Genomic DNA, 24263 nt, shown 5'->3' on the forward strand with positions numbered 1-24263 from the left:
TACCGTCCGCGGTGACCCCGCCAGTTGCGCCGCGGAGCCTGAATGACCGCGGACTTAGGAGGTACGTCGACCGCACACGGGGAGACGGTGCCGCTCATCGACGGCACCGCAGACGGTGATCACCTGACCTGGAATGCCGCGGTCACCGTGCCGTTCCCCTTGACGCTGCGGTTCGACGTGACGGTCTCGGATGACGAGATGACGGGACAGGTGACCGCCGGCCATCTCCCGCAGTCCTCTGTGGAGGGCCGACGGGCGTGAACCGCGCCGCGGAACCCACTCGGCGCGGTTCACGTTGACCGCGAACCGGCTCGACGCCTTGATGCGGGCCCAGCTGCTCGACGTCCTGGTCACGGCGAAGGACACCAGCGGCGGGTCCATGGACAACGAGGTTAACGATTGGCACGTCAGGCCGACGGAAGTCCCGTCGTGCACGGCGGTGACCACGACGACGCCACTGCAGAAGTGCGACAGCGCCCGGCGGAAGTCGGCGGGAGCGACCATCGTCATGCACGGCGCGACGATCGCCGTCGACGGGAGCATCACCTCGACCCGAGCGGGCTGACTACCCGCGCCCACGAAATCCGTCAGGTGGGTCCGGACAACTCGTGCCACTGCCGCCCGCACCACCTCGCGAACCCACCACACAGGTTCGGGAACGGCTTCAGGGATGTCTCGCGAGCTTTGAGCGACTACCTCTACCTGTACCAGCGGCCGGTGACAGCTCGAACCAACGCGATCGACGTGGTGCAGACCTGGCCGACCGCATTGCGTGAACGGCCGGGGAAACGACAATCCCCGGCCGTTCGCCTACATCAACGGCGGTAGACGCCGAACTCGTACAGCGAGTAGCCCCAGCCCGTACCGCGCTGGGTCGCATGCATGCGCACGTAACGGCCGGTTGCCGTCACGTCGATGGAGTCGACACCGCCGTTGCCGGAGGTTGTGCCGTAGACCGGGCGCCAGCTGTCGCCGTCGTCGGACACCTGGATCTCGTACGCACGGCCGAAAGCGCCTTCCCACACCAGCTGCACGTGCTGGAAGGTGGTCACCGCGCCGAGGTCGACCCGGATCCACTGCGGATCGGCCCAGTCGGTGGCCCAGCGCGAGCCGGCGTTGCCGTCCACCGCGTTGGACGGCGGGAACGGCGCCCCGTCGCCGACCTGTTGGTAGGACGACGCAATTGTGGACTTGCCCTGGGCGACGTTCACCCCGGACGGCTGCGGCGCCACGACCCGGACCGAGCGGGTCTCGATGCCGATGTTGCCCCGGCCGTCCTCGGCCATGACGTACACCTTCCACACGCCCAGCCGGTCCGGCGCGGTGACGGTGAGCCGGTTGCCGTTGACCTGGACCGGCGCCCCTGCCAGACCACCGCTGTTGTCGATGTACTTGCTGTTGAACGCCGCCGACCAGGCGATCGAGTCCCCGTCGGGGTCGCTCGCCGCCACGTCGATCGCCAGCGCTGCGCCTGCCGCTACGGTCTGGGGCAGGTTCATCGCGGAGATCACCGGCGGGGTGTTCGACGGGGTGGCACCGCCGAACGCGCGTTGCACCGAGTAGAACGAGAGCCGCTTCTTGCCCGCGGGAGTGAGGTTGAACCAGACCGCGCCGAAGTCGTACTCCGTGCCGTAGTGGAACAGCGTGCCGCCGAAGGAAACGCCCCTGTGGCCGACGATGCAGTTCCACGCTTGGGTGTAGCCGTCGCGCTTCTGCACGTCAGTCGGCTCCGCGGGCACGCCGTTGGCGTCGTTCGGCACCTCCCACTCCCCCGCCGGGCCCGCCTCGGTGAGGATGTACGGCTTGGTGTGACCGCCGTCGATCCAGTCCTGACGGACCTTGCAGACGTTGCCGTAAGAGTTGACCGAGTAGAGGTCGAGGTCCGGTGCGTGCGCCTTCAGGTAGACCCAAGCACCGGTCCACGCGTCCGTGTTGGTCACCGGGTGGTTTGTGTCGATGGCGTGGATCGCGCGCGCTGCTTCGTTGACGTACTTCGCGTACGCGACGCGCTGGTTCTCCAGCTCAGTGCCGGAGTAGCAGTTCTGCAAGCCCAAAATTGACTCATTGCCCACGTTCCACATCAGGACACCGGCGTGGTCCTTGTAGGCCGTGACCCATTGCCGGATCTGACCGAGCATGTCCGCCTTGTACTGCGTGTCGGTCACATAGTTCACGCATCCGCCAGAGCCAGGACCGCCACCAGGCTGCAGCCAGAAGCCGTTCATCACGCGCAGGCCGTTGGCTGCCGCCGCGTCGAGCAGCGGACGTGTGCTCGCGTCGGTACCCCAGGTGCGCAGCGTGTTCACGCCCATCGACTTCAGCTCCGGCATGTACCGCGCAGCATCCGCGGCCGGCGGGCCCCAGGTCAGGCCCTTCACCGTCCAAGGGTTGCCGTCCACGGTGAGCTGCCAGTTGCCCTGCGACCCGGTCACGCGCACGCCGGTGCCGGGCTGCGGGTTCAAGCCCTGCTCGCCGAAGACTCGGAACTCCCACAACGAGACGCCATAGCCATTGGCGCGCTGAGTCGAGTGCACGCGGACGTAGCGACCGGTACCGCTCACGTCGAAACCTTGCCTGCCACCAGTGCCACCGGAGACGGAGTGAATCGGCGTCCACGAGTCACCGTTGCCTGAAACCTGGATCTCGAACGCTGTCGCGTAGGCCGCCTCCCAGTCGAGCTCGACGCGGGTCACGGACGATGTGGCGCCGAGGTCGACGCGCAGCCACTGCGGGTCGTTCCACGCGCTCGCCCAGCGGGTGCCGGAGTTGCCGTCGACCGCCGCCGCGGCCGGGGTTCCTTCCCCCTCGATGGACGAGGCGGTAACGGGTTTGCCTTGCGACAGCAGCGAGGGCGCGGCGCTGACCGTGCTCGGAGCGACTGCGAGTCCCACTAGCACGGCTATCACCGTGCCGATTGAGCGGAGGCGAAACATTGCGTCTCCTGCAGGGTTGAATGACGGGCGAGATGCGGGAGAGCGCTCTCACAGCCCTGCCGATGGATGTTACGAACAGAAATCGGCGATGTCAACGAGCCTCTTGACACCCCCCGGCGCAGCGGGGACTCTACTTGGGAGAGCGCTCTCCCAGTCGATGGACCAACATCGGCAGGAGGACATTGGTGTCCAGAAAACTCAGCGCGTTGACGATGACAGCTGCTCTGGTGGCGGCCGTGGTGGTGGTCGCGACCAACGCGGCTCAGGCGGACGACCTGGTCACGCACCACGAGTTCCAGGCGAACTGCTCGGTCACGCACCACCTCCCGGACGACCCGATCGTCTTGCCGGGACTGCCGGGCGCGTCGCACCTCCACACGTTCCTCGGCAACCCGACCACCAACGCCCGCACCACCACCGACTCGTTGCGAGCGGGCCAGACCAACTGCAAGACGCCCGACGACAAGTCCGCGTACTGGTTCCCGTCGGTCTACAACGGCGACCAGCTCATCCCGCCGGACTTCCCGCAGGTCATCTACTACAAGTCGGGCATCCTGAAGTACCAGGACGTCGTGCCGTTCCCGCCGGGCATCCGGTTCGTGGTCGGCAGCCCGAGCGCCACCCAGGAGCAGTTCCGCACCGCCCCCGGCGCCGTGGAGGGCTGGGAGTGCGGCGACAGCTTCCACAACTACGACATCCCCGCCTGGTGCCCGCCCGGCACCCAGCTCAACATCCGGTACCAGGCCCCCAGCTGCTGGAACGGCCGCGACCTCGACTCGGCGGACCACAAGTCGCACATGGCCTACCCGGACCGCGCGAGTCTGGTCTGCCCGTCGTCACACCCGGTCGCGGTGCCGATGCTGGAGTTCAAGATGGCGTTCCCGGTGTCCGGTGACATGTCCCGCGTCCGGCTGTCCAGCGGCCGCGGCTACACCTGGCACTACGACTTCATGAACGCCTGGGACGCGCCGACCCAGGCCGCGCTGGTCCGCCACTGCGTGAACGGTGGCCTGCAGTGCGACCCGCGTGGATATGATCTGTACAAGCCACACAGGGGTGCCGCGCTCGGACCGGACTACCGGTTGCCGCGGTGAAGTCATCACGCTGACGTTGATCTCAAACATCCCAGGGCGCGTCCGCGCGCTCTGGGATGTTTCGCGTTGAGGCCACTGTTTGCACTAAATTTCGTGCCGTTCGCCATTCCGTTGCTGCAGGACCAGAGGGCCTGCCAGGGTCGCCCCCGCGACGAACTCGCATGCGAACAGCTCCTGCGGCACGCTCTGTGACCGGCTGGAGAGCAGCTGAACAGCATGACAGCCCGTCTCCCGCCTCGGCACACGCATCCCGGTGATCTCCAAGCCGTCGTGCTCAGGCGTGTCCAGCGTCAGCACCGAGAGATGCCCTGGTACGGACAAACCCCGGCGACGCGCCGCACCGATGAGTGCGACCGCGTCGTCGGGGTGTTCCGTGATCACCGCCGTCACGCCGATGCTCAGCAGCTGGTTCAACCACACCGCTGGTACGTGGACGCCATACAAGCCCAGAGCAGTGACGGCAGTGCGGAAACCATGCTGGCGCTCCACCGAGGCAGCTCCGTGCGTCAGTCCTAAGTAGACGATTCGCTGATGGCCGAGCTCCGCGACGCGCGCGACGAGCCCGCGCACACCCGCGGCGTAGTCGATGTCCACGTACGGGACCAGCCTGCCGGGACAGTCCCGCCGGCCGATCGACACGAACGGGATCGCGTGGTCGGCGAGGAAGGTCAGGTCGTGCTCGTCGACCGTCTGATCCAGAAGCACGCAGCCACTCATGGCCAGGTGTTCCGCGCCCGCGAAGCCGAAGTCGGCGCACAGGATCAGCCCGCTGCCGATCCGGTGCGCCTCGTCGGCAATGCCCGCCAGAGCGGGCGTGCTCTCGCCGGGCACGGTGTCCCGGGAGAGCACGCCGATCACGCTCACGGATAGGCCACCAGGTAACGCACCTGGTTGGTGGCATTTGCGGCTCCGCCGGCGCCGTTGATGACGTTGGCGATGGTGCCCACGCCACCGAGTGACACGGTGACGAGGTGGGTGAACCGGACTCCCGGCCTGTTCGGCGCCTCGAAGCCGTTGTCGGTCACGATGCTCGGATCGGCCTGGTTGAAGGCGTACACGCCGACGCCGAACGCCTGGTGGGTGGTCACGTTGTCCGAGACCTTGTACCCCGCCCAGCCGCGCTTGGAGCCGTTCATCCACGCCGCCTGGTTGGGCGGGTCGTACGGCAGCTCGTTCTGGTACAGGTAGACGCGGCCGCCGTTGCCGTTCCAGATCAGGTTGTGCTGCTGGTAGTGCTCGACGAACAACCCGTACGCGATCACGTTGTCGCCGTTGACGACCACGCCGTTCTGGCCGGGGTTCGCCGTCCAGCTGACGCCCTCGCCGTGGTCGGCGCGCCACACCCAGGTGTGGTCGATGATCGTGTGCTGGCTGTTGACGCGCATGCTGACCGTCGCCTTGCCGGCCTGCGAGCCACCGACGCGCAGGTACACGTCGTGCAACGAGGTCGGGTTCGCCGCGTGCGAGGTGGCGCCGGAGTCACCGATCTCCAGCAGCACCGGGGAGTTCCGCACGCCGGCGTCGACCAGGAACCCGGCCAGCTTCACACCGTCCACATCGGACGTCGTCAGCGCGGCCCTGCCCGTGGTGGGCGTCAGCGTCGCCAGCCCCAGCCCGAGCACGACGGTGTTCGGGCGGGTCACCCTGATCGTGTCGTCGAGCTGGTGGATGCCCGGCGTGAGCAGCAGGTGCTTGCCCTGCGTCAGCGCCGCGTTGATCGTGGCGGCCGGGGTGCCGGGCTTGACGATGAAGAAGTCCGCCAGCGACACCGACGTGCCCGGGTTGCCGTTCTCCCAGCTCGTACCGCGCGAATTGGTGCGCAGCGCGGGCACGAAGACGCGGTACTCACCGGAGCCGTCGAAGTACAGGTACGGCTTCTCCCGCGTCACCGGCGAGGTGTCCACGGTCGTGTGCGACGGGTTCGGGAAGTGGTTCGCGGGTGCGCCCTGGGTGCCGGCGAAGACCATGTTCCACACCGACCCAGACCAGCCGCCCGCCAGGTTGCTGTTGCGGGTCAGGAACTGCTGCTGCGACCCCGAGACGACCACGCCGTCGATCTTGCTGTCCACGATCAGGCCGCCGCTGGCCCAGCCGTCGTAGCCGTTCCACAGGTGCGCCTGGCCGCGCAGGTGCATCCGGCGGTACGCGGTGGCCTGCGAGACCGCCCAGCGCTCGATCTGGTTCGCGGGCAGCGTCACCGACAGGTTCTCCGCGCCGCGCCAGAAGTTCTGGGTCGCGTTGCCGAGGTTGTTCGGGTCGTCACCCTGCTGCAACCAGTCGGCCTCGACCCGGATGTGGCCGTTGATGTTCACGTCGTCCGGCATCAAGCCGAGACCGACGATCTGCGTGTAGAACCGCAGGTTCACATCAGCGTTGTACGAACCGGGCTTGAACAGCACGGCGTGGCGCTGCGGACCGAACTGGTTCGTCTTCATCTGCGCGGAGATCGCGTCCAGGCGCGACTGCATCTCCGCCTGCGACGAGCCCGGCCCGTAGACGTACACGTTCGGCCCGAAGTCCGGGTTGCGCGGGTCCGTCGGCGTCACACCGGGCGTGTCCGGGGTGGTGGCGTTGACGCTCAGCTCCCACAACGAATAGCCGTAGCCGGTGCCGCGCTGGGTACCCAGCACCCGCACGTACCGGCCGGTCCCGGAGACGTCGAGCGCCTGCGTGCCACCGGTTCCGGTCGTGGTCGAGTAGACGCTGCGCCACGAACCGGAGTCGGCGGCGTTGTCGCTCACCTGCACCTGGAAAGCCCTGCCGTACGCGCCCTCCCAGCTCAGGGTGACGCGGCAGACCTGCTGGCTGGAGCCGAGGTCGACCTGCAGCCACTGCGGGTCGGAGAACTGCGACGACCAGCGCGTACCCGCGTTGCCGTCGACAGCAGCGGAGGCGGGTGTTCCGCCGTTCTCCGTGGAGGACGCCGTGGCCGTCTTGTTGAGGGCGACGTTCGTGGTGCCGCACTCGGCGGCGGCGGCCGAGGTATGGGTGATCGCGGTTGCCGTGGTCACGAGACACAGGGTTGCGGCCACTGATGCGACTGCCCTGGACAGGGGAGAGCTCATGATCCTGCCTGACACGTTGGGGCGAGTGAGCCCGAGACGGTGGTGTCCGTGGCACCGGACACCGGGAGAGCGCTCTCCCGCAGATTAACGTCTGGTGTCGGGCAGGTCAATCACGCGGAGCCTCTGATGACGAGTTCCGGTTCGAAGATGATGGATTTCGGGCGTTGTCCCGGGAAGTCGAGGCTCGCGAGCAGGAGCTCGGCCATTTTCGCCGCCATGGCTTCGACGGGTTGGCGAATGGTGGTCAGCGGCGGTCTGGACAGCAGAGCGGGCGCGCTGTCGTCGAACCCGACTACAGCCACGTCCTGGGGGATGCGCAGCTTGTGTTCCAGCAGCACGTCCACGGCACCTTGCGCCATCAGGTCGTTGGCCGCGAACACGCCGTCCACCTCGGGGTACTCGGTGAGCAGACGCGTCATCGCCGCCTCGCCGCTGGCCGCGGTGAACCCGCCCTCGACGATCGGGACGTACGGGAACCCGTTGCGCGCCATGGCTTCCCGGAAGCCGTTAAGCCTGTCCTGGCTGGCGAACACGTTCAGCGGTCCCGAGATCGCGGCGACGTGCGTGCAGCCGATCTCGACCAGTCGCGCGGCCGCGAGCCTGCCGCCCGCCTGGTGGTCGAGGTCGACGTAGCTGACCGGCATCGGCGTCCCCGGCCGGGCGTAGAGCACGGCGTGGACGCCGGCCTCCAGCAGCTTGGCGGGTAGCGGGTCCGCGGCGTGCGTGGTCACCAACAACGCACCGTCCGCGCTGCCCTGCCGCAGGAACTGCACCACCTCGGCTCTGGAGTGGTCGGAGTCGGCGAGCATCAGCACCGGGTGGACGCCTCGGGTGCGCAGGAAGTCGACGACGCCGGCCGTGACACGTCCGAAGAACGGGTCCACGAAGACGTCCGAGCCCCCACCCGCACCAGAGATCACCAGTGCGACCGTCCCGGCTCGACGGGTGACGAGCGAGCGTGCTGCACGATTGGGCGTGTACCCGGTCTGCTCGATCGCGCTGCGCACCATCTGCTGAATCTCAGGGTCGACGTTGCGGGTGCCGTTCACGACGCGCGAGACGGTCGCCCGGGACACTCCGGCGATCCGCGCGACGTCCTCGAGCGTGGGTGTGCCCTTGGTCATGATCCGTTTTACCACGGTTGGAGAGCGTTCTCCGACCTGAGGCACAGGGGTGTGTCACCGGCGTTCGGGCCGATGAGCACGATGAACGCACCGGGCTCGACCAGCCACTTCCCCGTCCAGTGGCTGATCGCCCGCTCCGGCACTTCGATCACGGCTTCGGCCGTCTCTCCCGGTCCGGCGGTGACGACCGCGAAGCCGGCCAGCCACCGCTCGGGCCTCGCGACGGCGCTGTCCGGTCGTGACAGGTAGACCTGTACCACCTCACGTCCACGACGCTCGCCTGTGTTGCGCAGCCTCACCCGGACCTCGTTGCGCTCGACGCGCGCTTCCTCGTAGTCCCAGGTGGTGTAGCCGAGGCCGTGGCCGAACCAGTACGCAGGCGGAGTGTGGTTCGCGGCCCACGCGCGGTACCCGATGTCGAGACCTTCGCGGTAGCGCAGTGATCCCGCCTCGGGCAGGAAGTCGTGGATTGGAACATCGCTTTCCGATCCTGGCCACGTCGTCGGCAACCGGCCGCCTGGTTCTCGATCACCGAGGAGCACGTCCGCGAGTCCGTTGCCGCCTTCCTGACCGGGAAACCACGTCACCAGCACAGCGGCGGCGTCCTCTCGCCACGGCAGTAGCACCGGACCACCCGAGTTGACCACCACAACGGTGTTCGGGTTCGCCTGGCACACCGCGCTCACCAACGCGTCCTGCTCACCAGGCAACTTCAGCGTGTGCCGATCGCACCCTTCGCTCTCGATCGAATCGGTGGTGCTGACCACGACCACGGCGGCATCGCACCGGCGTGCTGCCTCGACTGCGGCAGCGAAGTCCTCCGGCGGGCACGCCGGCGGCGGGTCAGCGGCCAGCACCGAGGCCATTCCGCTGTCCTCGCCCAGCTCACGCCGAGCGACCAGCTCGACCTCGGTTCCCTCGGTGAGCCGCACCTCGGCGACGTGGTGAGGCGGACGGAGGTGCTTCACGGCTGGGTCGTCGGTGTCGACGGGCTGCACGACGTCGACCACACGGACACCGTCGACGTCGAGGGTGAGACGACCGTAGCCCGCGACAGCGAGCCGCCACAGGCCGGTGTTCGTGACGTGCAGGGCGCTGCTGATCTCGAGGACCTCGGCACCGGGCACCTCCTCGGTCTCCAGGATGCGGCCGGTCAGGCGGTGCTCGCGGAACAGCACCGCGTCGGCGGCACCGAGCACGCGCACCAGCACCGGGGCATCTACCGGGGTCGGGCGGTCGTGAATGCGGACGCCGGAGAGGTGTTCCACCTCCGTGACAGCCGAGAGAGCGGTGAACAGCGAGCTCGCGGCCGCCGGGTAGAGGCCGGAGCTGCCCCCGCCCTGCACGCGCGGTGCGGTGGCACCGGTGCCGAGCAACGCGATCCGGCAGGCGGCGGGAAGAGGGAGGATCCCGTTGTTGCGCAGGAGAACAGTGCTCGCGGACGCCGCTTCACGCAGCAGGGCGGCGTCCGCGTCGGAAGTCCCACCTCTTCCGGCCAGCGACTCGGTAGGTGCACCTGCCTGGGCCTCTGCGTCCGCCGAGCTTCGGTGCCCGCTCATCTCATTCCCGTCCAGACCCTCCAGCGCCCCGACCCGCGCGGCCAGTCGCAGCAGCCTGAGCACCTTCTCGTCGACCGCGGTCACCGCCACCTCCCCCGCTTCGACCGCGTCAACCAGCCGATCACCCCACGGGCCCCACGGACCCGGCATCGAGAGGTCCTGTCCGGCCTCCGCCGCCGCGACCGTCGAGCGCACCGCGCCCCAGTCGGACACCACCAGCCCGTCGAAACTCCACTCGTCCTTCAGAGGTGTGGTGAGCAGCGGGTTCTCCGACATCGAATGGCCGTTCACGCTGTTGTAGGCCGACATCACCGCCCACGCGCCGGCCTGCACCACCGCCTCGAACGGAGCCAGGTAGAGCTCGCGGAGAGTCCGTTCGCCGAGCTCGACGTCGTGGGTCAGCCGATCGGTCTCGGTCTCGTTGGCGACGAAGTGCTTCGGGGCGGCCGCGACACCCCCGGCCTGCACCCCCCGTACGTAGGCGACGCCGAGTCTGGCGGTGAGCAGCGGGTCCTCGGAGAAGCACTCGAAGTGCCGTCCTCCGTACGGCGTGCGGTGCAGGTTGAGCACCGGCGCCAGAAGCACGTCCACACCCTTGCGCCGGGCCTCGGCCGCCAGCAGCCCGCCCAGCCTTCCCACCAGGATCTCGTCCCAGGTCGCGGCCAGCGCCGTCGGCGACGGCAAGGCCAGTGACGTGCGGCGTTCATCCCAACCTGGACCTCGCACGCCCGCCGGGCCGTCGGAGAACGTCAGGGCGCGCAGGCCGATGGCAGGCTCGGCGCAACTGCGCCACACCGACTCTCCCGACAGCAGCCGCACCTTGGCTCGCAGGTCGAGCTTGCCGACCAGGCGGACCAGCTCGTCGTCGTCGGGCACCTGAACCTCCTCGGAGAGCGCTCTCCAAAGAGTCGGGGTGGAGGACGCCGGTGTCAATGAGGCGGAAGGTCCCTTCTCACACGACAGCGCGGACGGATCGGGGGTCGACACCCGTCTCCAGCAGCACAGCGAGGGGCAGCGTCGCTGCGCCGACCGCCACCGCGTCAGGACCGGTCAGGCCGAGTTCGATGCGGACTCGGCCGAATGGATGACGCAGGGCGTGCCCGGCCGACGATCTCGTCCAGCTTCTTCGCACCGAGCGCGAGTCCTGCCCAGCCACCGAGAACGACGCGTTCGGGGTTGAAGAGGTTCACCAGGTTCGCGATCCCGGCGCCCAGATAGCCCACGGACTCCGCCACCACCCGGCGGGCGACGGCAGACCGTGACGACAGCAGATCCTCCAAAGCGGACTGCTCGTCCAGCACCGGACCATGGCAGCCCAACGCTTCCCGGTAGCGGCCGAGCATGGCCTCCGCGCCGGCGTACGCCTCCAGGCACCCGCATGCCCCGCACCGGCACTGCCGTCCACCGTAGGCGATCGTGGTGTGGCCCCACTCCCCCGCGTTGCTGGTCGCTCCCCGTTGCACCACGCCACCGGACACCACCGCCACCCCGACGCCCGAACCGACCAGTGCGATCACCGCGTGGTCAGCGCCGCGCCCGGCGCCGAACCACATCTCCGCCTGCCCCTGGGTCTTCGCGCCGTTCTCCACGAACAGCGGCGGTTCGACCCCGGCCGAGCGGATCATCCTTTCGAGCGGTACCGCGTCCCAGCCGATGGTTTGCGCGTGCACGACCGCCGATGTTCCTTGCTCGACAGTGCCGGGCACTCCGATCCCGACACCGAGCACCGAGGACGCCGCGACGCCGGCCGTGGACAGGACCTCACCGATCCCCGACGCGATCAGACTGCTGACCGGGCCCGGCTCCACCAGCGTGAGCGGCAGATCCACAGCGGACAGCTTGGTCATGGCGAGGTCGAACAGCTCGACCTTGATCCCCGTCTCTCCGACGTCGACGCCGATGACGTGCCCGAACGCCGGGTTGACCCGCAGCAGCACACGTGGTCTGCCGCCGTCCGACTCGACCGAGCCGGCCTCGGTGACCAGGCCTTCCTCCAGCAGTTCGCCGGTGATCGTGCTGGCTGTCGCGGCGCTCAACCCGGTGCCGGCGCTGAGCTGCAGACGGCTCAGCGGTCCGCCCAGGAAGAGCGCGGTCAACAGCACCGACCGGTTCTGTCGACGGAGGTCCCGCACGGTCGCTCGAGCACGCACCATGAGCACCGAGGTTACTTCGAGGCTAAAAATAAGCCTCGGTTCGTGACCTCTTCGTTATTGACTTGCCGACGAGGACAGGCGTCTACTCTACGGCGACCAGAGGGCTTCCCAGGCCTCACCCGCGATGGCACGCGCGGTCACTTCGCTTCAGCGCTCACTTGATTCTTCTCGCTTCCGTTGGAGAACAAGGAGTTTCCATGAGAATGAGGCGTGTTTGCGCTGCCGTCACCGCGACCGCCCTGGCGTTCACCGGTGCCTGTTCGGCCACCAACCCAGGTAGTGCCGGCAACTCCGCCGGTGTGCTGAACGTGGGCATGCCGAACGGACCGCAAACGGAGAACAACAACCCGTTCCTCAACTCGTCGGCGTCCTCGTCCCTCGGCTATCGGCGGTTGCTCTTCGAACCGCTTGCCATGGTCAACGAAGTCAAGGTGACCGATCAGCCGAAGCCCTGGCTGGCAACGAAGTTCACCTGGTCGGACAACTTCCACAAGCTGTCTCTCACCATCCGTGACGGCGTGACGTGGTCCGACGGCAAGCCGCTGTCGGCCGAGGACGTGGCGTACACCTTCGAACTGCTCAAGAACAACCCCGGGCTGAACATCGAAGGTGTGCCATACCGGGACATCTCCTTCTCCGGCAACGAGGTCACCGTCGGCTTCCCGAAGTCGCAGTACGTCAACCAGAAGAAGATCCTCGAACAGTTCGTGGTGCCCAAGCACCAGTGGTCGACCTTCGCCAACCCGACGACCGAGACGCTGAAGCAACCGATCGGCAGCGGCCCGTACACGCTGAAGTCCTTCACGCCGCAAGCGGTGACGCTGTCGATCAGGGACAAGTACTGGCAGGAGCTCCCGAAGGTCAAGGAGCTGCGCTACACCTCCTACAGTGACAACAACGCGCAGACCAACGCGCTCGCCACCGGCGCCGCCGAGTGGAGCTTCGTGTTCATCCCCAACTACCAGGCCGCGTACACCAGCAAGGACCCGCAGAACCACAAGCTGTGGTTCCCGCCTGTGCTCGGTGTCCACGGGCTGTGGTTCAACACCAAGGCCAAGCCGTGGGACGACCCCGCACTGCGGCGTGCGGCGAACATGGTGGTCAACCGCGACGACATCTTCACCCAGGGCGAGGCAGGCTACTTCTACCCCAAGGTGGACAACATCACCGGCATCCCCACTCCCGCCGGTGAGTCCTTCATCGCGCCGCAGTTCAAGGACAAGAAGGTGACCGTCGACGTCGAGGGCGCGAAGAAGGCGCTGACCGAGGCCGGCTACACCTTCGACGGCACCACCCTGAAGGGCAAGGACGGTCAGCCGGTCACGATCACACTGACCGTTCCCACCGGCTGGTCGGACTACGTCACCGACCTGGAGATCATCAAAGACAACTTCGCCAAGATCGGCATCGCGGCAACGGTGAACCTGCAGAACGCCGACGCGTGGACCAAAGCGCTCGACACCGGCGACTTCGGCGCCGCGATGCACTGGACGAACAACGGCCTGACACTCTATGACATCTACCAGTCCATCATGGATGGCGCGTTGTACAAGCCGATCGGACAGTCCGGCGTGAACGGCAACTACGGCCGCTACGAGAACCCGGCCGCCACCAAGGCATTGGACGACTTCTCCAACGCCGCCGACGAGTCGGTTCGCACCGCGGCGTTGCAGGAGCTGCAGAAGATCTTCGTCCAGGACATGCCGGTCATCATCACCTCGGCGGCCAACGGCGGAGGCCAGTACAGCACCAAGAACTGGGTGGGCTGGCCGAGTGAGCAGGACCAGTACGCACCTGCGCAACCGACGCTGGAGAACGCACTCGACATCGTCATGAAGCTGAGGCCTTCCTCGTGACGGCCGAAGCAGCTCCGGCGGTCTCCAGGCCGGTCTCCGTCGAGATCGTTCTGGAGGCCGACGGCCTCACCAAGTACTTCCCCATCAGAACGCCGTTGTCACGAACGAAGAAAGCGGTGCGCGCGGTCGAGGGAGTGTCGCTTCAGCTGCGCAAGGGCAGCGTCACCGCGCTCGTCGGCGAGTCGGGGTCGGGCAAGTCGACAGTCGCGCGCCTGCTTGCACAGCTGTACCCGCTGTCATCCGGTGAGATCCGGCTGCACGGCCAGGTGGTCGCCGTGCAGCGGGGCCTGACGCGCGGGCGGCGATTCCGCGCATATTGCCGGCGCGTTCAGATGATCTTCCAGGACCCGTTCGCCTCCCTCAACCCCGTGCACAGCATTCGTTACCACCTGACCAGAGCGCTCACCATCCACGGCAACCGCGGCGACGACCTGGAGACGTCGCTCGCGGAGCTGCTGACCCGCGTGCACCTGACGCCCGCGCAGCGCTACCTCGACAGATACCCGCACGAGCTTTCCGGCGGTCAGCGGCAACGCGTCGCGATCGCGCGAGCGCTGGCGGCGAGTCCCGAGGTGCTGCTGGCGGACGAGCCGGTGTCCATGTTGGACGTCTCGATCCGGCTGGGTGTGCTGAACCTGTTGCGCGACTTGAAGGAACGGCTGCACTTGTCGATCCTCTACATCACGCACGACATCGCGTCAGCTCGCTACTTCGCCGACGAGACGGTGGTGATGTACGCCGGGCAGGTGGTCGAGGGCGGTGCCAGCGAGACCGTCACGCAGAGGCCGGCACATCCGTACACGCAGCTGTTGATCGAGTCGGCACCGGACCCGGACCGGCCCGCGGTGGACGAGAAGGACGGCGGCGCCGGTGAGCCGCCGGCCCTGATCGACCCGCCGTCGGGTTGCCGGTTCCACCCGCGCTGCCCGTTCGCGATGGACGTCTGCCGCACGGACCGCCCACCGCGGTTCGAGCTCGGCGACGGGCACTTCGCGGCGTGCTGGCTGTACCGGGAGGAGGCATGAGCTATCTCCTCAAGCGGATCGGCTTCTACCTGCTCACCGCGTGGGCGGCGATCACGATCAACTTCTTCGTGCCGAGGATGATCCCGGGCGACCCGGTGCAGGCGCTGATCACCAAGCAGCGCGGGCAGATGACGAGCGAGGCCGTCAGGTCGCTCTACGTCCTCTTCGGCTTGGACAAGAACGAGAGCCTGGCGAGTCAGTACTTCTCCTACCTCGGCCAGCTCTTCCGCGGCGACCTCGGGATGTCGTTCACGTTCTTCCCGAGCCCGGTGTCGGACGTGATCGGCGACGGGCTGCCGTGGACCGTCGGGCTGGTCGGCATCACGACGGTGATCGGGTTCCTGCTCGGGACGGCGGCGGGCGCCGTGGTGGGCTGGCGGCGCGGCACGTGGGCGGACACGCTGATTCCGGTCACCACGTTCGTCTCGTCCATCCCCTACTTCTGGCTCGGTTTGGTGGCCATCGCGCTGCTCACCGGTCCGGGCAGCTTCTTCCCCGCGTCAGGTGCCTACGGGATCGGCCTGGTGCCGAACTGGGACTGGCAGTTCATCGGTAGCACCGTCCAGCACGCCCTGCTGCCAGGGTTCACGATCCTGGTGTCATCCATCAGCGGCTGGATCCTCAGCATGCGCAACATGATGGTGACCGTGTCGTCGGACGACTACGTCACCGTCGCGCACGCCAAGGGACTTTCCGAACGACGGGTGATGCTCGCCTACGCCGCCCGCAACGCGCTGCTCCCCAACGTGTCCGGCTTCGCCCTGGCGCTCGGGTTCATCGTCGGCGGCACCCTGCTGGTGGAGATCGTGTTCTCCTACCCCGGTCTCGGCCTGCAACTGTTCCAGGCCGTCGGAGCCAAGGACTACCCGCTCCTGCAGGGCATCTTCCTCGTCATCACGCTGTCCGTGCTGCTGGCGAACCTCCTCGCGGACGTCGCCTACCTCGCGCTGGACCCGCGCACCCGCAGGGAGGGTTGATGCGCACCAACCCCAAGGCGCTCACCGGCTTGGTGATGCTGGGAGTGTTCGCCGTGCTCTCGGTGGTCGGCCCGTGGCTCGCGCCATTCGACCCGTCCGCGCGCAGCAACGCGTTGTTGCAACCACCGTCGCCGGAGCACTGGTTCGGCACCACGCACCTGGGCCAGGACATCTTCAGCCAAGTGCTGGTCGGCACGCGCAGCGTCGTGGTCGTGGGCGCGGTCGCGGGTATCGTCGCGACCGCGCTGTCCGTGCTGATCGGCATCACCGCCGGCTACCTCAGCGGGTCGGCAGCGGAAGGCCTTTCCGCTCTGTCGAACGTGTTCCTGGTGATCCCGGCCCTGCCGTTGATCGTCATCATCACGTCGTCACTGCCCCAGACCAGCAACCTCACGATCGCGCTGGTGATCGGGCTGACGTCGTGGGCATGGAACGCACGGGTGTTGCGCGCGCAGACGTTGTCGCTGCGCAAGCGCGACTACGTGGAGGCGGCAAGGGCGAACGGCGAGGCGACGTGGCGCATCATCCTGTTCGAGATCCTGCCGAACCTCACGGCCGTCATCGCGTCCGGTTTCGTCGGCACTGTGCTGTTCGCGGTGGTCTCCGAAATCACACTGGCGTTCATCGGCGTGTCCGACGCAGGCGGGTGGAACTGGGGCACGGTGCTCTACTGGGCCCAGTCACAACAGGCGCTCGCTCAGGGCGCGTGGTGGTGGTTCGTCCCCGCCGGCCTCGCGATCGCACTGCTCGGCACCTCGTTGTCACTGGTCAACTTCGGCATCGACGAGTACGTCAACCCACGCCTGCGCACCCGGTTCTCGATGCGCGGGGTGCGGATGCGGGTCGGCTTCACCCCGGTTCTCGCCAAGGAGAAGTCATGAAGGAACCCATTCTCGAAGTGCGCGGACTGAACGTCGACTACGGCGTCGGCCCAGAGTCGGTGCGCGCGGTCCGCGACGTGAATCTGACGCTGCACCGCGGCGAAGTGCTCGGCCTGGCAGGAGAATCGGGCAGTGGCAAGTCCACGCTGGCCTACGGCATGACCCGGCTGCTGCCACCGCCGGGGGTGGTCGCCGGTGGCGAGGTGACGTATCACCTCGACGACGGCAGCACCGTCGACCTGTTGCGAATCCGCGACGCAGACCTGCGGCGGCTGCGGTGGGCGGAGATCGCCATCGTCTTCCAGGGGGCGATCAACTCGCTCAACCCCGTACAGCGGATCTCCACCCAGCTGGTGGACGTGATCAAGGCGCACTCGCCCAGGACGTCACCGCGTTCTCGGCAGGACCGGGCAGGCGAACTGCTGGAACTGGTCGGCATCGCGGCCGACCGGCTGCACAGCTACCCGCACCAGCTGTCCGGCGGGATGCGGCAGCGGGTGATGATCGCGATGGCGCTCGCGCTGGAACCCCGAGTGGTGATCATGGACGAACCGACCACCGCGCTGGACGTGGTGGTGCAGCGGCAGATCCTGCGCACGCTCGTGGAGCTTCGCGAGCGGCTGGGGTTCTCAGTCGTGTTCATCACTCACGACCTGTCGTTGCTGGCCGAGTTCTCGGACCGGATCGCGATCATGTACGCGGGCCAGGTCGTCGAGGAGGCGATGTCGGCCGATCTCTACCGCTCACCTCTGCACCCCTACAGCGACGGCTTGCTGCGATCGTTTCCCGCGTTGAAGGGAGAGAAGCGGGAGCTGTCAGGCATCCCGGGCTCACCGCCCGATCTTCGGACGATGCCGAGCGGGTGTGCGTTCCACCCGCGGTGCCCTCGCGCCATGGACGTCTGCGACAAGCGCACACCAGCTTTGGGACAGAGCAGCGGCAACCGTTCGGTAGCTTGCTGGCTGCACCCGGTTGCCGTCAGGTGAACCGCCGCAGAACCCACGTAGCCCGTATCGCCTGACCTCATCAGTTCAGCGCTCACACGAATCCGGCGGCTGTGGTGCGGCCCGGCCTTTTCCGCGGCCGCCGTCAACCGCGGAGGCGCTTCCACCACTCTGTTGAGGGTGGCGGTCGAACATCCGAAGCGGACAAACGCAAGGAGATGCCCTGGAGTTCATCGCCTTCGCCAATGCTTTCCGCATGCCCGTTTGCAGGGCATCTGCACGAGCGAAAAACCGATGCCGATTCGTGGGGGACGCGCATTCACCAGCGCGAGACGTCAGCGAGTGCGTTCGTAGAGGCGGCGTGCTTTCTCACGGTTGCGCAGACGGCCATCGAGCACCGGCGGGCACGGTTCCGGAACCCGGTGTCGTCGACGATCAGCACACCGTCAGTCACCCGAGGTGCGGCGCTCCGCCGGGACGAGGTGTTCGTCACCGCCCCGGCGTTCCCGATCGTCCGCGCGGCAAGGCACGGCTGCGACTACAGGTATCCGCCGCCAACTCCCTGGCCGAGGTCGACCTCGTCCTCGACGCGCTGAACCGGTCCCTGCCAAGCTCGACGCGCGATGACCGACGCCGTCACACCCTGTCGAGCCCGGCCGCGGCCATCGGCCGCGTGGACGAGTACGCCAGGCGGTAGGCGTTCGGTGTAAGCCCCACACAGGAACGTAGATGCTTGCGCAGAACCACAGGATCAGCGAAACCCGTCGCACGGGCAATCTCGCTGACGCTGAGCTGCGTGGTCTCCAAGAGCTGGCGGGCGTGGTCCACGCGCCGTTGAGCCACCCACTGCTGGGGGCTCTGCCCCACCTCGGCCCGGAATCGACGGGTGAACGTGCGCACACTCATCCGTGCGTGCCGGGCCAGGTCAGCGAGGGTCAGTGGTTCCGCCAGCCGCTCGAGCGCCCACTGGCGGGTGGCCGTCGTCGAGCTGTCCGCATGGTCAGGCAGAGGGATCTCGACGAACTGGGCCTGGCCCCCCTCGCGCCACGGAGCGACCACGCACCGCCGCGCCGCGGCGTTGGCCACCGCCGCACCGTGGTCGCGCCGCACGAGGTGCAGGCACAGGTCGATGCCGGCCGCCGCGCCCGCCGAGGTCAGGATGCGTCCGTTGTCGACGAAAAGGACGTTCCGGTTCACGTCGACGAGCGGGAAGCGATGGGCGAACTCGTCGCACAGGGCCCAGTGCGTTGTCGCGCCCTGCCCGTCGAGCAACCCTGCGGCGGCGAGCACGAACGCCGACGTGCACAAGCTGACTATTCGAGTCTCCGGGGCAATCGCGGCCAGGACGGCGGACAGCTCGCCACTGAGCCCGCCGGGCCCGGGGTGCTCACGACGGCTGTCCTGCGTGGCGACCACGACGGTGTCCGCGGTGGCCAGAACCGACTCGTCGTGCGCGACGCTCACCGTGAAGTCCTGGTTCGTCCGCACCGGCCGACCGCCGATCGAGCAGGTCGACACGCGGTACAGGGGCTCGCCGGCGGCGTCGAGGGCGTGCCCGAACACCTGGGCCGGGATACCGAGGTCGAACGGCTTGACGCCGTCGAGGGCGAGGACGACGACGTGGTGCGACATGGCCCGAATGTTACGTCAAATGTCTTTCGGGCCACTCCCGCTGATGGGATCGCGCTCCCCACACTGGTTCGGTGCCCCTAGAGCAGAAGACGTTCTTCATCGGCGGTGAGTGGGTCCTGCCCAGCTCGCCTGACCGCGTCACCGTGTCCAGCGCCAGCACTGAGGAGGTTCTCGGCACCTCGCCGCTCGGCCGGGAGGCCGACATGGACGCCGCCGTCGCGGCCGCGCGGCGCGCGTTCGACGACCCGTGCGGGTGGTCGACGTGGGCGCCCACGGATCGGGCGGCGGTGCTGCGCCGACTCGCCGACGCGCTCGACGCCCGCGCCGATGAGCTCACGCGACTGATCAGCAGCGAGAACGGCATGCCGCTGACCCTCTCGCGGGGTCTGGAGGGCGCGGTGCCCAGCATGCTGCTGCGCTACTACGCCGACCTCGCCTGCAGCGTCCCGGTGGAGGAGCGCCGCGACGGGTTGCTCGGCCGCCCGGCGGTGGTGCGGCGCGAGCCGGTCGGCGTGGTCGCCGCGATCACCCCGTGGAACGCCCCGCAGACGTTGGCGTCGGGCAAGTACGCGCCGGCGCTCGCGGCCGGCGCGACGGTGGTGCTGAAGCCCTCACCGGAGACCGCGCTCGACGCGGTGCTGTTCGCCGAGGCAGTCGCCGATGCCGGGGTTCCGGACGGTGTCGTCAACGTCGTTCCTGCGGGGCGCGAGGTAGGCGCATATCTGGTGGCGCACCCCGGCGTCGACAAGGTGGCCTTCACCGGCTCCAGCTCGGCCGGCCGCGCGATCGCCGAGACGTGCGGACGCCTGCTGCGGCCGGTCACCCTCGAGCTCGGCGGGAAGTCCGCGGCCATCGTGCTCGAGGACGCCGATCTCGACTCCAAGGCGGTGCAGCAGGAGTTCGTCGCCGCGACGTTGCTGAACAACGGCCAGGCGTGCTTCGCCAGCACGCGGATCCTCGCGCCGCGCAGCCGCTACGCCGAGGTCGTCGAGGCGGTGTCGGCGCTCGCAGCCTCGCTGACCGTCGGCGACCCCCTCGACCTCGACACCCACGTCGGTCCCCTGGTCAGCGAACAGCAACGCGACCGCGTGGAGGGCTACATCGCCAAGGGCCGGGCCGAAGGCTCGCGGGTGACCGTGGGGGGCGGCCGACCCGCGCACCTCGACCGCGGCTGGTACGTGGAGCCCACCGTCTTCGCGGACGTGGACAACAGGCAGGTGATCGCTCAGGAGGAGATCTTCGGCCCGGTGCTCGTCATCACCCCTTACGACGACGAGCTGCAAGCCGTCCGCCTGGCCAACGACTCCCAGTTCGGCCTCGCCGGGTCAGTGTGGACCCGCGACGCCGAGCACGGCCTCGAGATCGCCCGCCGGGTCCGGACCGGCTCGTTCGGCGTCAACCGGTACATGACCGATCCGATCGCGCCGTTCGGCGGGGTCAAGGCCAGTGGCATCGGCCGGGAACTCGGACCCGAGGGCCTTGCCGGCTACCAGGACCTCAAGTCCGTCTACCTCTGATGCGACCCCGACCGAAGAGGAGACGCTGATGAACAGCACGCGGTGGAGCTGGCCCGACGGCCGAGGGGTCTCGGTGGTGGTCACGGTCGCGGTGGAGCTGTGGCCGGACGGCCATTGGCCAACCTGCGCACCGATGGTCGGAGCGTGACCGCTGCCTGGCGCGCACGACTCGCACAGCCTTCCTTCGGAGTGGTCCTGATTCTTGCGGCAAGACGCAAGAACGAAACAAATCGTGGACAGTCGGACACATGGGGTTTACCGTATCGATAATGTGAGAGCGCTCTCACAGTGTGAGTCCCTGTCGCTCCGCTGGAGGTTCCTGTGCGTTCGACCCGACCACGTCTGGCGGCGTTCGCCGCCGCGGTGGCCGCGGCCACCGCGATCACCCTGATAATCCCCCCAGCCGCAAACGCGGTCACGGTCGGAGCAGGTAGTTACGCCACCGAGCGGCCCGCGGGTGCCGCCGGGCCGTCCAACTCTGACGGCGCTCCCGTGACGCCGAAGGTGACCGCGCGCATGGCGGGCCAGCCGGTGCCCACCAACGAGTGGTGGTCGTCCCTGGTGTGGCAGCGCTACGCGGGCAACCCGTACGGCGAGAACCTGTACGCCCACCCGATGTCGTTCCACGCCCAGGCGCAAGGCCTCGGCGTCGGGTACCCGAACACCGCGGCCGTCGTCTCCAACGGCACCGCCTACGAGATGCTGCACCGCGACGACCTGTTCGTCGGCGTCGCCGGGCTCAACGCACCCGGTGTCGCCGTCGACGGCTGGTCGGACTGGACCGTCAGTCCACTGTGGACCGGTGGTGGTCGCACCCTGCGCGCCACCATCGGCCACGGCCTGCCGTTCGTCCACGCCGAGGCGACGGGCGGCAACGCCCGCGTCGCGTTCAACGCGGCCGCCACCGTGTGGAGCAACACTCCCGGAGTCCTCGGGGTGACGATCAACGGCCACGAGTACGCCCTGTTCTCGCCGTCGGCCTGGACGGTGTCCGGATCCGAGGCGACTTCGGCCGCGGCCTTCTTCTCCGTCGCGCTGCTGCCCTCCCGCGACGCACTGGCGCTGTTCCAGAAGTACGCCTTCTCGTTCGTCACCGACACCAAGGTGTCTTGGTCGTACAACGCGGGCACGGCGCAGTCGTCGGCGACCTACTCGGCGACCACGGTGGCCAGGCAGGGCACGCAGACCGGCACGCTCCAGGCGCTGTACCGCCACCAGTGGCTCAACACCACCGACGCGGTGACCGCGCACCGCTACACCTCGCCGCGCGGCGAGATGCGGCTGCGCGAAGGCGGCTCGTTCACCACGCGCCAGGCGTTCAGCGGCGTCCTGCCCGCGCTGCCGCTCTCGTCGCAGGCCGACACCACGAGGCTGCGCAACGAGATCGACGCCGAGCTCAACGCCGCGGACCCGTGGAAGGGAGCGACGGACACCTACTGGACCGGCAAAGCACTCAACCGGCTGTCGAACCTCGCCCGCATCGCGAACCAGATCGGCTACACCGCGGGCCGCGACCGGCTCATCGCGATGGTCCGCGACCGTCTCACCGACTGGCTCACCGCGACCCCCGGCGAGGCAGGCAGGCACTTCGCCTACGACTCGACCTGGGACACGCTGATCGGCTACCCGGCGTCGTTCGGGTCCGACCGCGAGCTGAACGACCACCACTTCCACTACGGCTACTACATCCTGGCCGCGGCGATCGTGGCGCAGCACGATCCGGCGTGGGCGTCCGACGCCCGCTACGGCGGCATGATCAAGATGCTCGTCAAGGACGCCAACAACTACGACCGCTCGGAAAGCCGGTTCCCGTTCCTGCGCTCGTTCGACGCGTACGCGGGACAGAACTGGGCCTCGGGCCACGCCGGCTTCGCACACGGCAACAACGAGGAGTCCTCCTCGGAGTCGATGATGTTCGCCACCGCCGCCGTGCTGTTCGGCCAGGCGACCGGCGACAACACCCTGCGCGACGCGGGCATCTACCTCTACACGACCCAGCAGGCCGCCATCGGCCAGTACTGGTTCAACAAGGACAACGCCGTCTTCCCGGCAGGGTTCAACCACGGCACGGTCGGCATCGTCTGGGGTGCCGGTGGCACGTACGGCACGTGGTGGACCGCAAACCCCGAAGAGATCCACGGCATCAACATGCTGCCGATCACCGGTGGCTCGCTGTACCACGGGGCGTGGAAGGCCGACATCTTGCAGAACATCGCAGAGATGCGCGCGGCCAACGGCGGCACGGAGGTGGAGTGGAAGGACGTCATCACCGAGTTCCTCGCCATCGCCGACCCGGCGCAGGCCCTCGCCAACTACGGCGGCGGCCTCGAACCAGAGGCCGGTGACTCCAGGGCGCACGCCTACCACTGGATCACGTCGCTGAACACCTACGGCACGCCCGACCACTCCGTCACCGCCAGCGTCCCGACGTACGCGGTGCTGGCGAAGAACGGCGCGCGGACCTACGTGGCCTACAACCCCGGCACCACCACGGCCACGGTGAGCTTCTCCGACGGCCAGACGTTGTCCGTCCCGGCGTCCTCGACCGCGTGGCGCGGTCCGGCGGGCAGCGGCACCGACTCCGGCAGCGGCGGCGTAAACCCGACATCGCCGACGACCACCACAACGACGACCACGACCACCACGACGACCACGAACCCGCCCGGCGGCCGGAACGCGTTCGCGTCCATCCAGGCGGAGTCGTTCGACGGGCAGAGCGGCGTGTTCACCGAGACCACGACCGACACCGGCGGCGGTCAGAACATCGCCGGGCTCGGCAACGGCAACTGGGCGCTGTTCCGGGGAGTCGACTTCGGCTCCGCCACCGGCCGGCAGTTCACCGCACGGGTCGCCAGCGGCGCCGCCGGCGGCGTGAGCGGCCTGGTGGAGGTCCGAACCGGCAGTCCCACCGGCACCGTGCTCGGCTCGTTCGCCGTCGGCAACACCGGCGGCTGGCAGAGTTGGCGCACCGTGCCCGCGAACATGTCACCGCTGACCGGCAAGCAGGACGTCTACCTGACCTTCACGAGCGGGCAACCGGCCGACTTCGTCAACGTCAACTGGTTCTCGTTCGGGCAGTGATCCGCCGCCTCACCGGTTGAGGTGCAAGCACGAGGTCACGAGAAGTCATCGGGATCACGGCCACGACGGTCGCCATCGCGGCGATCGTCGTGGCCGTGTCCTACCAGCCCACCTTCGCGCGTTCAGGCGATCACTCCGCGCCGACCGCGCGCAGTGTGGCGAGTACCAGCGCCCTGGTGACGGTGAGGACCTCGCTCATGCGGACCTGTTCCTGCGGACCTGTTCCTGCGGACCGTGCGCGAGCCTGACGTCGCCAGGGCCGTACTGCAGGGTGGGGATTCCCGCGCGGGCGCGAGCGGTGGGCGCCCACGGTGTCCAGCCGCCGCTGGTGGAAAAAGTTCTTCCTCTGGGCGAACACCACTCGACGCGGCGGCAACCAGCTCGCCAGGCCCAGCGGCCGGAGGTGGTTCCGGTTGCCGCCG

At 68.2% G+C, this 24263-nt stretch carries 17 protein-coding genes; 9 read left to right on the forward strand and 8 right to left on the reverse strand.

The window, feature by feature from the left end; translation table 11 throughout:
• Positions 1-54: 54 nt before the first annotated feature.
• Entirely contained in the window at positions 55-411 is a 357-nt protein-coding gene (locus tag BBK82_RS57000; RefSeq protein WP_418287542.1) for a flavin reductase family protein, read from the reverse strand.
• On the opposite strand from BBK82_RS57000, the gene BBK82_RS55065 reads away from it, so the two are divergent.
• Positions 296-565: a hypothetical protein gene (locus tag BBK82_RS55065; protein ID WP_065919270.1), complete on the forward strand. Its 270-nt coding sequence runs from the start codon at positions 296-298 to the stop codon at positions 563-565. The genes BBK82_RS57000 and BBK82_RS55065 overlap by 116 nt on opposite strands.
• Before the next feature lie 250 nt (positions 566-815).
• On the opposite strand, the gene BBK82_RS38075 is transcribed toward BBK82_RS55065, so the two are convergent.
• On the reverse strand, positions 816-2897 hold the full coding sequence (locus tag BBK82_RS38075; RefSeq protein WP_237047795.1) for a discoidin domain-containing protein: 2082 nt from the start codon (positions 2895-2897) through the stop codon (positions 816-818).
• A 221-nt stretch (positions 2898-3118) separates the two neighbouring features.
• On the opposite strand from BBK82_RS38075, the gene BBK82_RS38080 reads away from it, so the two are divergent.
• The gene (locus BBK82_RS38080; protein WP_065919272.1) at positions 3119-4027 is read left to right on the forward strand and encodes a DUF1996 domain-containing protein; all 909 of its coding nucleotides are present in this window, start codon (positions 3119-3121) and stop codon (positions 4025-4027) included.
• 84 nt (positions 4028-4111) lie between these two features.
• Here the strand turns inward: BBK82_RS38080 and BBK82_RS38085 are convergent, their stop codons facing one another.
• From BBK82_RS38085 to BBK82_RS38105, 5 genes are all read right to left on the reverse strand, one after another.
• Positions 4112-4891 (reverse strand): substrate-binding domain-containing protein, encoded by a 780-nt coding sequence (locus tag BBK82_RS38085; RefSeq protein WP_154697755.1) that lies wholly within the window; start codon positions 4889-4891, stop codon positions 4112-4114.
• Positions 4888-7092, reverse strand: a complete 2205-nt coding sequence (locus tag BBK82_RS38090; RefSeq protein WP_065919274.1) for a discoidin domain-containing protein — start codon at positions 7090-7092, stop codon at positions 4888-4890. The genes BBK82_RS38085 and BBK82_RS38090 overlap by 4 nt, the downstream gene beginning before the upstream one ends.
• A 110-nt stretch (positions 7093-7202) precedes the next feature.
• On the reverse strand, positions 7203-8216 hold the full coding sequence (locus tag BBK82_RS38095) for a LacI family DNA-binding transcriptional regulator (RefSeq protein WP_065919275.1): 1014 nt from the start codon (positions 8214-8216) through the stop codon (positions 7203-7205).
• Between the two features lie 8 nt (positions 8217-8224).
• Positions 8225-10651, reverse strand: a complete 2427-nt coding sequence (locus BBK82_RS38100; protein ID WP_065919276.1) for a beta-glucosidase family protein — start codon at positions 10649-10651, stop codon at positions 8225-8227.
• A gap of 164 nt (positions 10652-10815) precedes the next feature.
• Positions 10816-11928: an ROK family protein gene (locus BBK82_RS38105; RefSeq protein WP_418287468.1), complete on the reverse strand. Its 1113-nt coding sequence runs from the start codon at positions 11926-11928 to the stop codon at positions 10816-10818.
• A gap of 203 nt (positions 11929-12131) precedes the next feature.
• Between BBK82_RS38105 and BBK82_RS38110 the strand changes: the two genes are divergently transcribed.
• Genes BBK82_RS38110 through BBK82_RS38130 form a run of 5 tightly spaced genes read left to right on the forward strand, consistent with a single transcriptional unit; the run spans position 12132 to position 17653 of the window.
• A complete protein-coding gene (locus tag BBK82_RS38110; protein WP_237047797.1) occupies positions 12132-13784 on the forward strand; it encodes an ABC transporter substrate-binding protein in 1653 nt (550 codons plus the stop codon).
• The gene (locus BBK82_RS57005; protein ID WP_065919278.1) at positions 13781-14809 is read left to right on the forward strand and encodes an ABC transporter ATP-binding protein; all 1029 of its coding nucleotides are present in this window, start codon (positions 13781-13783) and stop codon (positions 14807-14809) included. Before BBK82_RS38110 ends, BBK82_RS57005 begins: the two co-directional genes overlap by 4 nt.
• Positions 14806-15786, forward strand: a complete 981-nt coding sequence (locus BBK82_RS38120; RefSeq protein WP_065919279.1) for an ABC transporter permease — start codon at positions 14806-14808, stop codon at positions 15784-15786. Before BBK82_RS57005 ends, BBK82_RS38120 begins: the two co-directional genes overlap by 4 nt.
• Entirely contained in the window at positions 15786-16667 is an 882-nt protein-coding gene (locus tag BBK82_RS38125; protein WP_083268446.1) for an ABC transporter permease, read from the forward strand. The genes BBK82_RS38120 and BBK82_RS38125 overlap by 1 nt, the downstream gene beginning before the upstream one ends.
• Positions 16664-17653 (forward strand): ABC transporter ATP-binding protein, encoded by a 990-nt coding sequence (locus BBK82_RS38130; RefSeq protein WP_065919280.1) that lies wholly within the window; start codon positions 16664-16666, stop codon positions 17651-17653. The genes BBK82_RS38125 and BBK82_RS38130 overlap by 4 nt, the downstream gene beginning before the upstream one ends.
• A gap of 594 nt (positions 17654-18247) precedes the next feature.
• Here BBK82_RS38130 and BBK82_RS38135 read toward each other — a convergent pair.
• Entirely contained in the window at positions 18248-19243 is a 996-nt protein-coding gene (locus BBK82_RS38135; protein ID WP_065919281.1) for a GlxA family transcriptional regulator, read from the reverse strand.
• Positions 19244-19314: 71 nt separating this feature from the next.
• Here BBK82_RS38135 and BBK82_RS38140 point away from each other — a divergent pair, with 71 nt between their 5' ends.
• Both BBK82_RS38140 and BBK82_RS55080 read left to right on the forward strand, forming a co-directional pair.
• Positions 19315-20760, forward strand: a complete 1446-nt coding sequence (locus tag BBK82_RS38140; protein ID WP_065919282.1) for an aldehyde dehydrogenase — start codon at positions 19315-19317, stop codon at positions 20758-20760.
• A 321-nt stretch (positions 20761-21081) separates the two neighbouring features.
• Positions 21082-23841 carry a glycosyl hydrolase gene (locus tag BBK82_RS55080; protein WP_154697756.1) on the forward strand — a complete coding sequence of 920 codons (2760 nt, stop codon included), beginning with the start codon at positions 21082-21084 and terminating at the stop codon, positions 23839-23841.
• The last annotated feature ends 422 nt before the right edge of the window (positions 23842-24263 follow it).

Source organism: Lentzea guizhouensis (assembly GCF_001701025.1).
In the GTDB taxonomy this organism is placed as follows: Bacteria; Actinomycetota; Actinomycetes; order Mycobacteriales; family Pseudonocardiaceae; genus Lentzea; species Lentzea guizhouensis.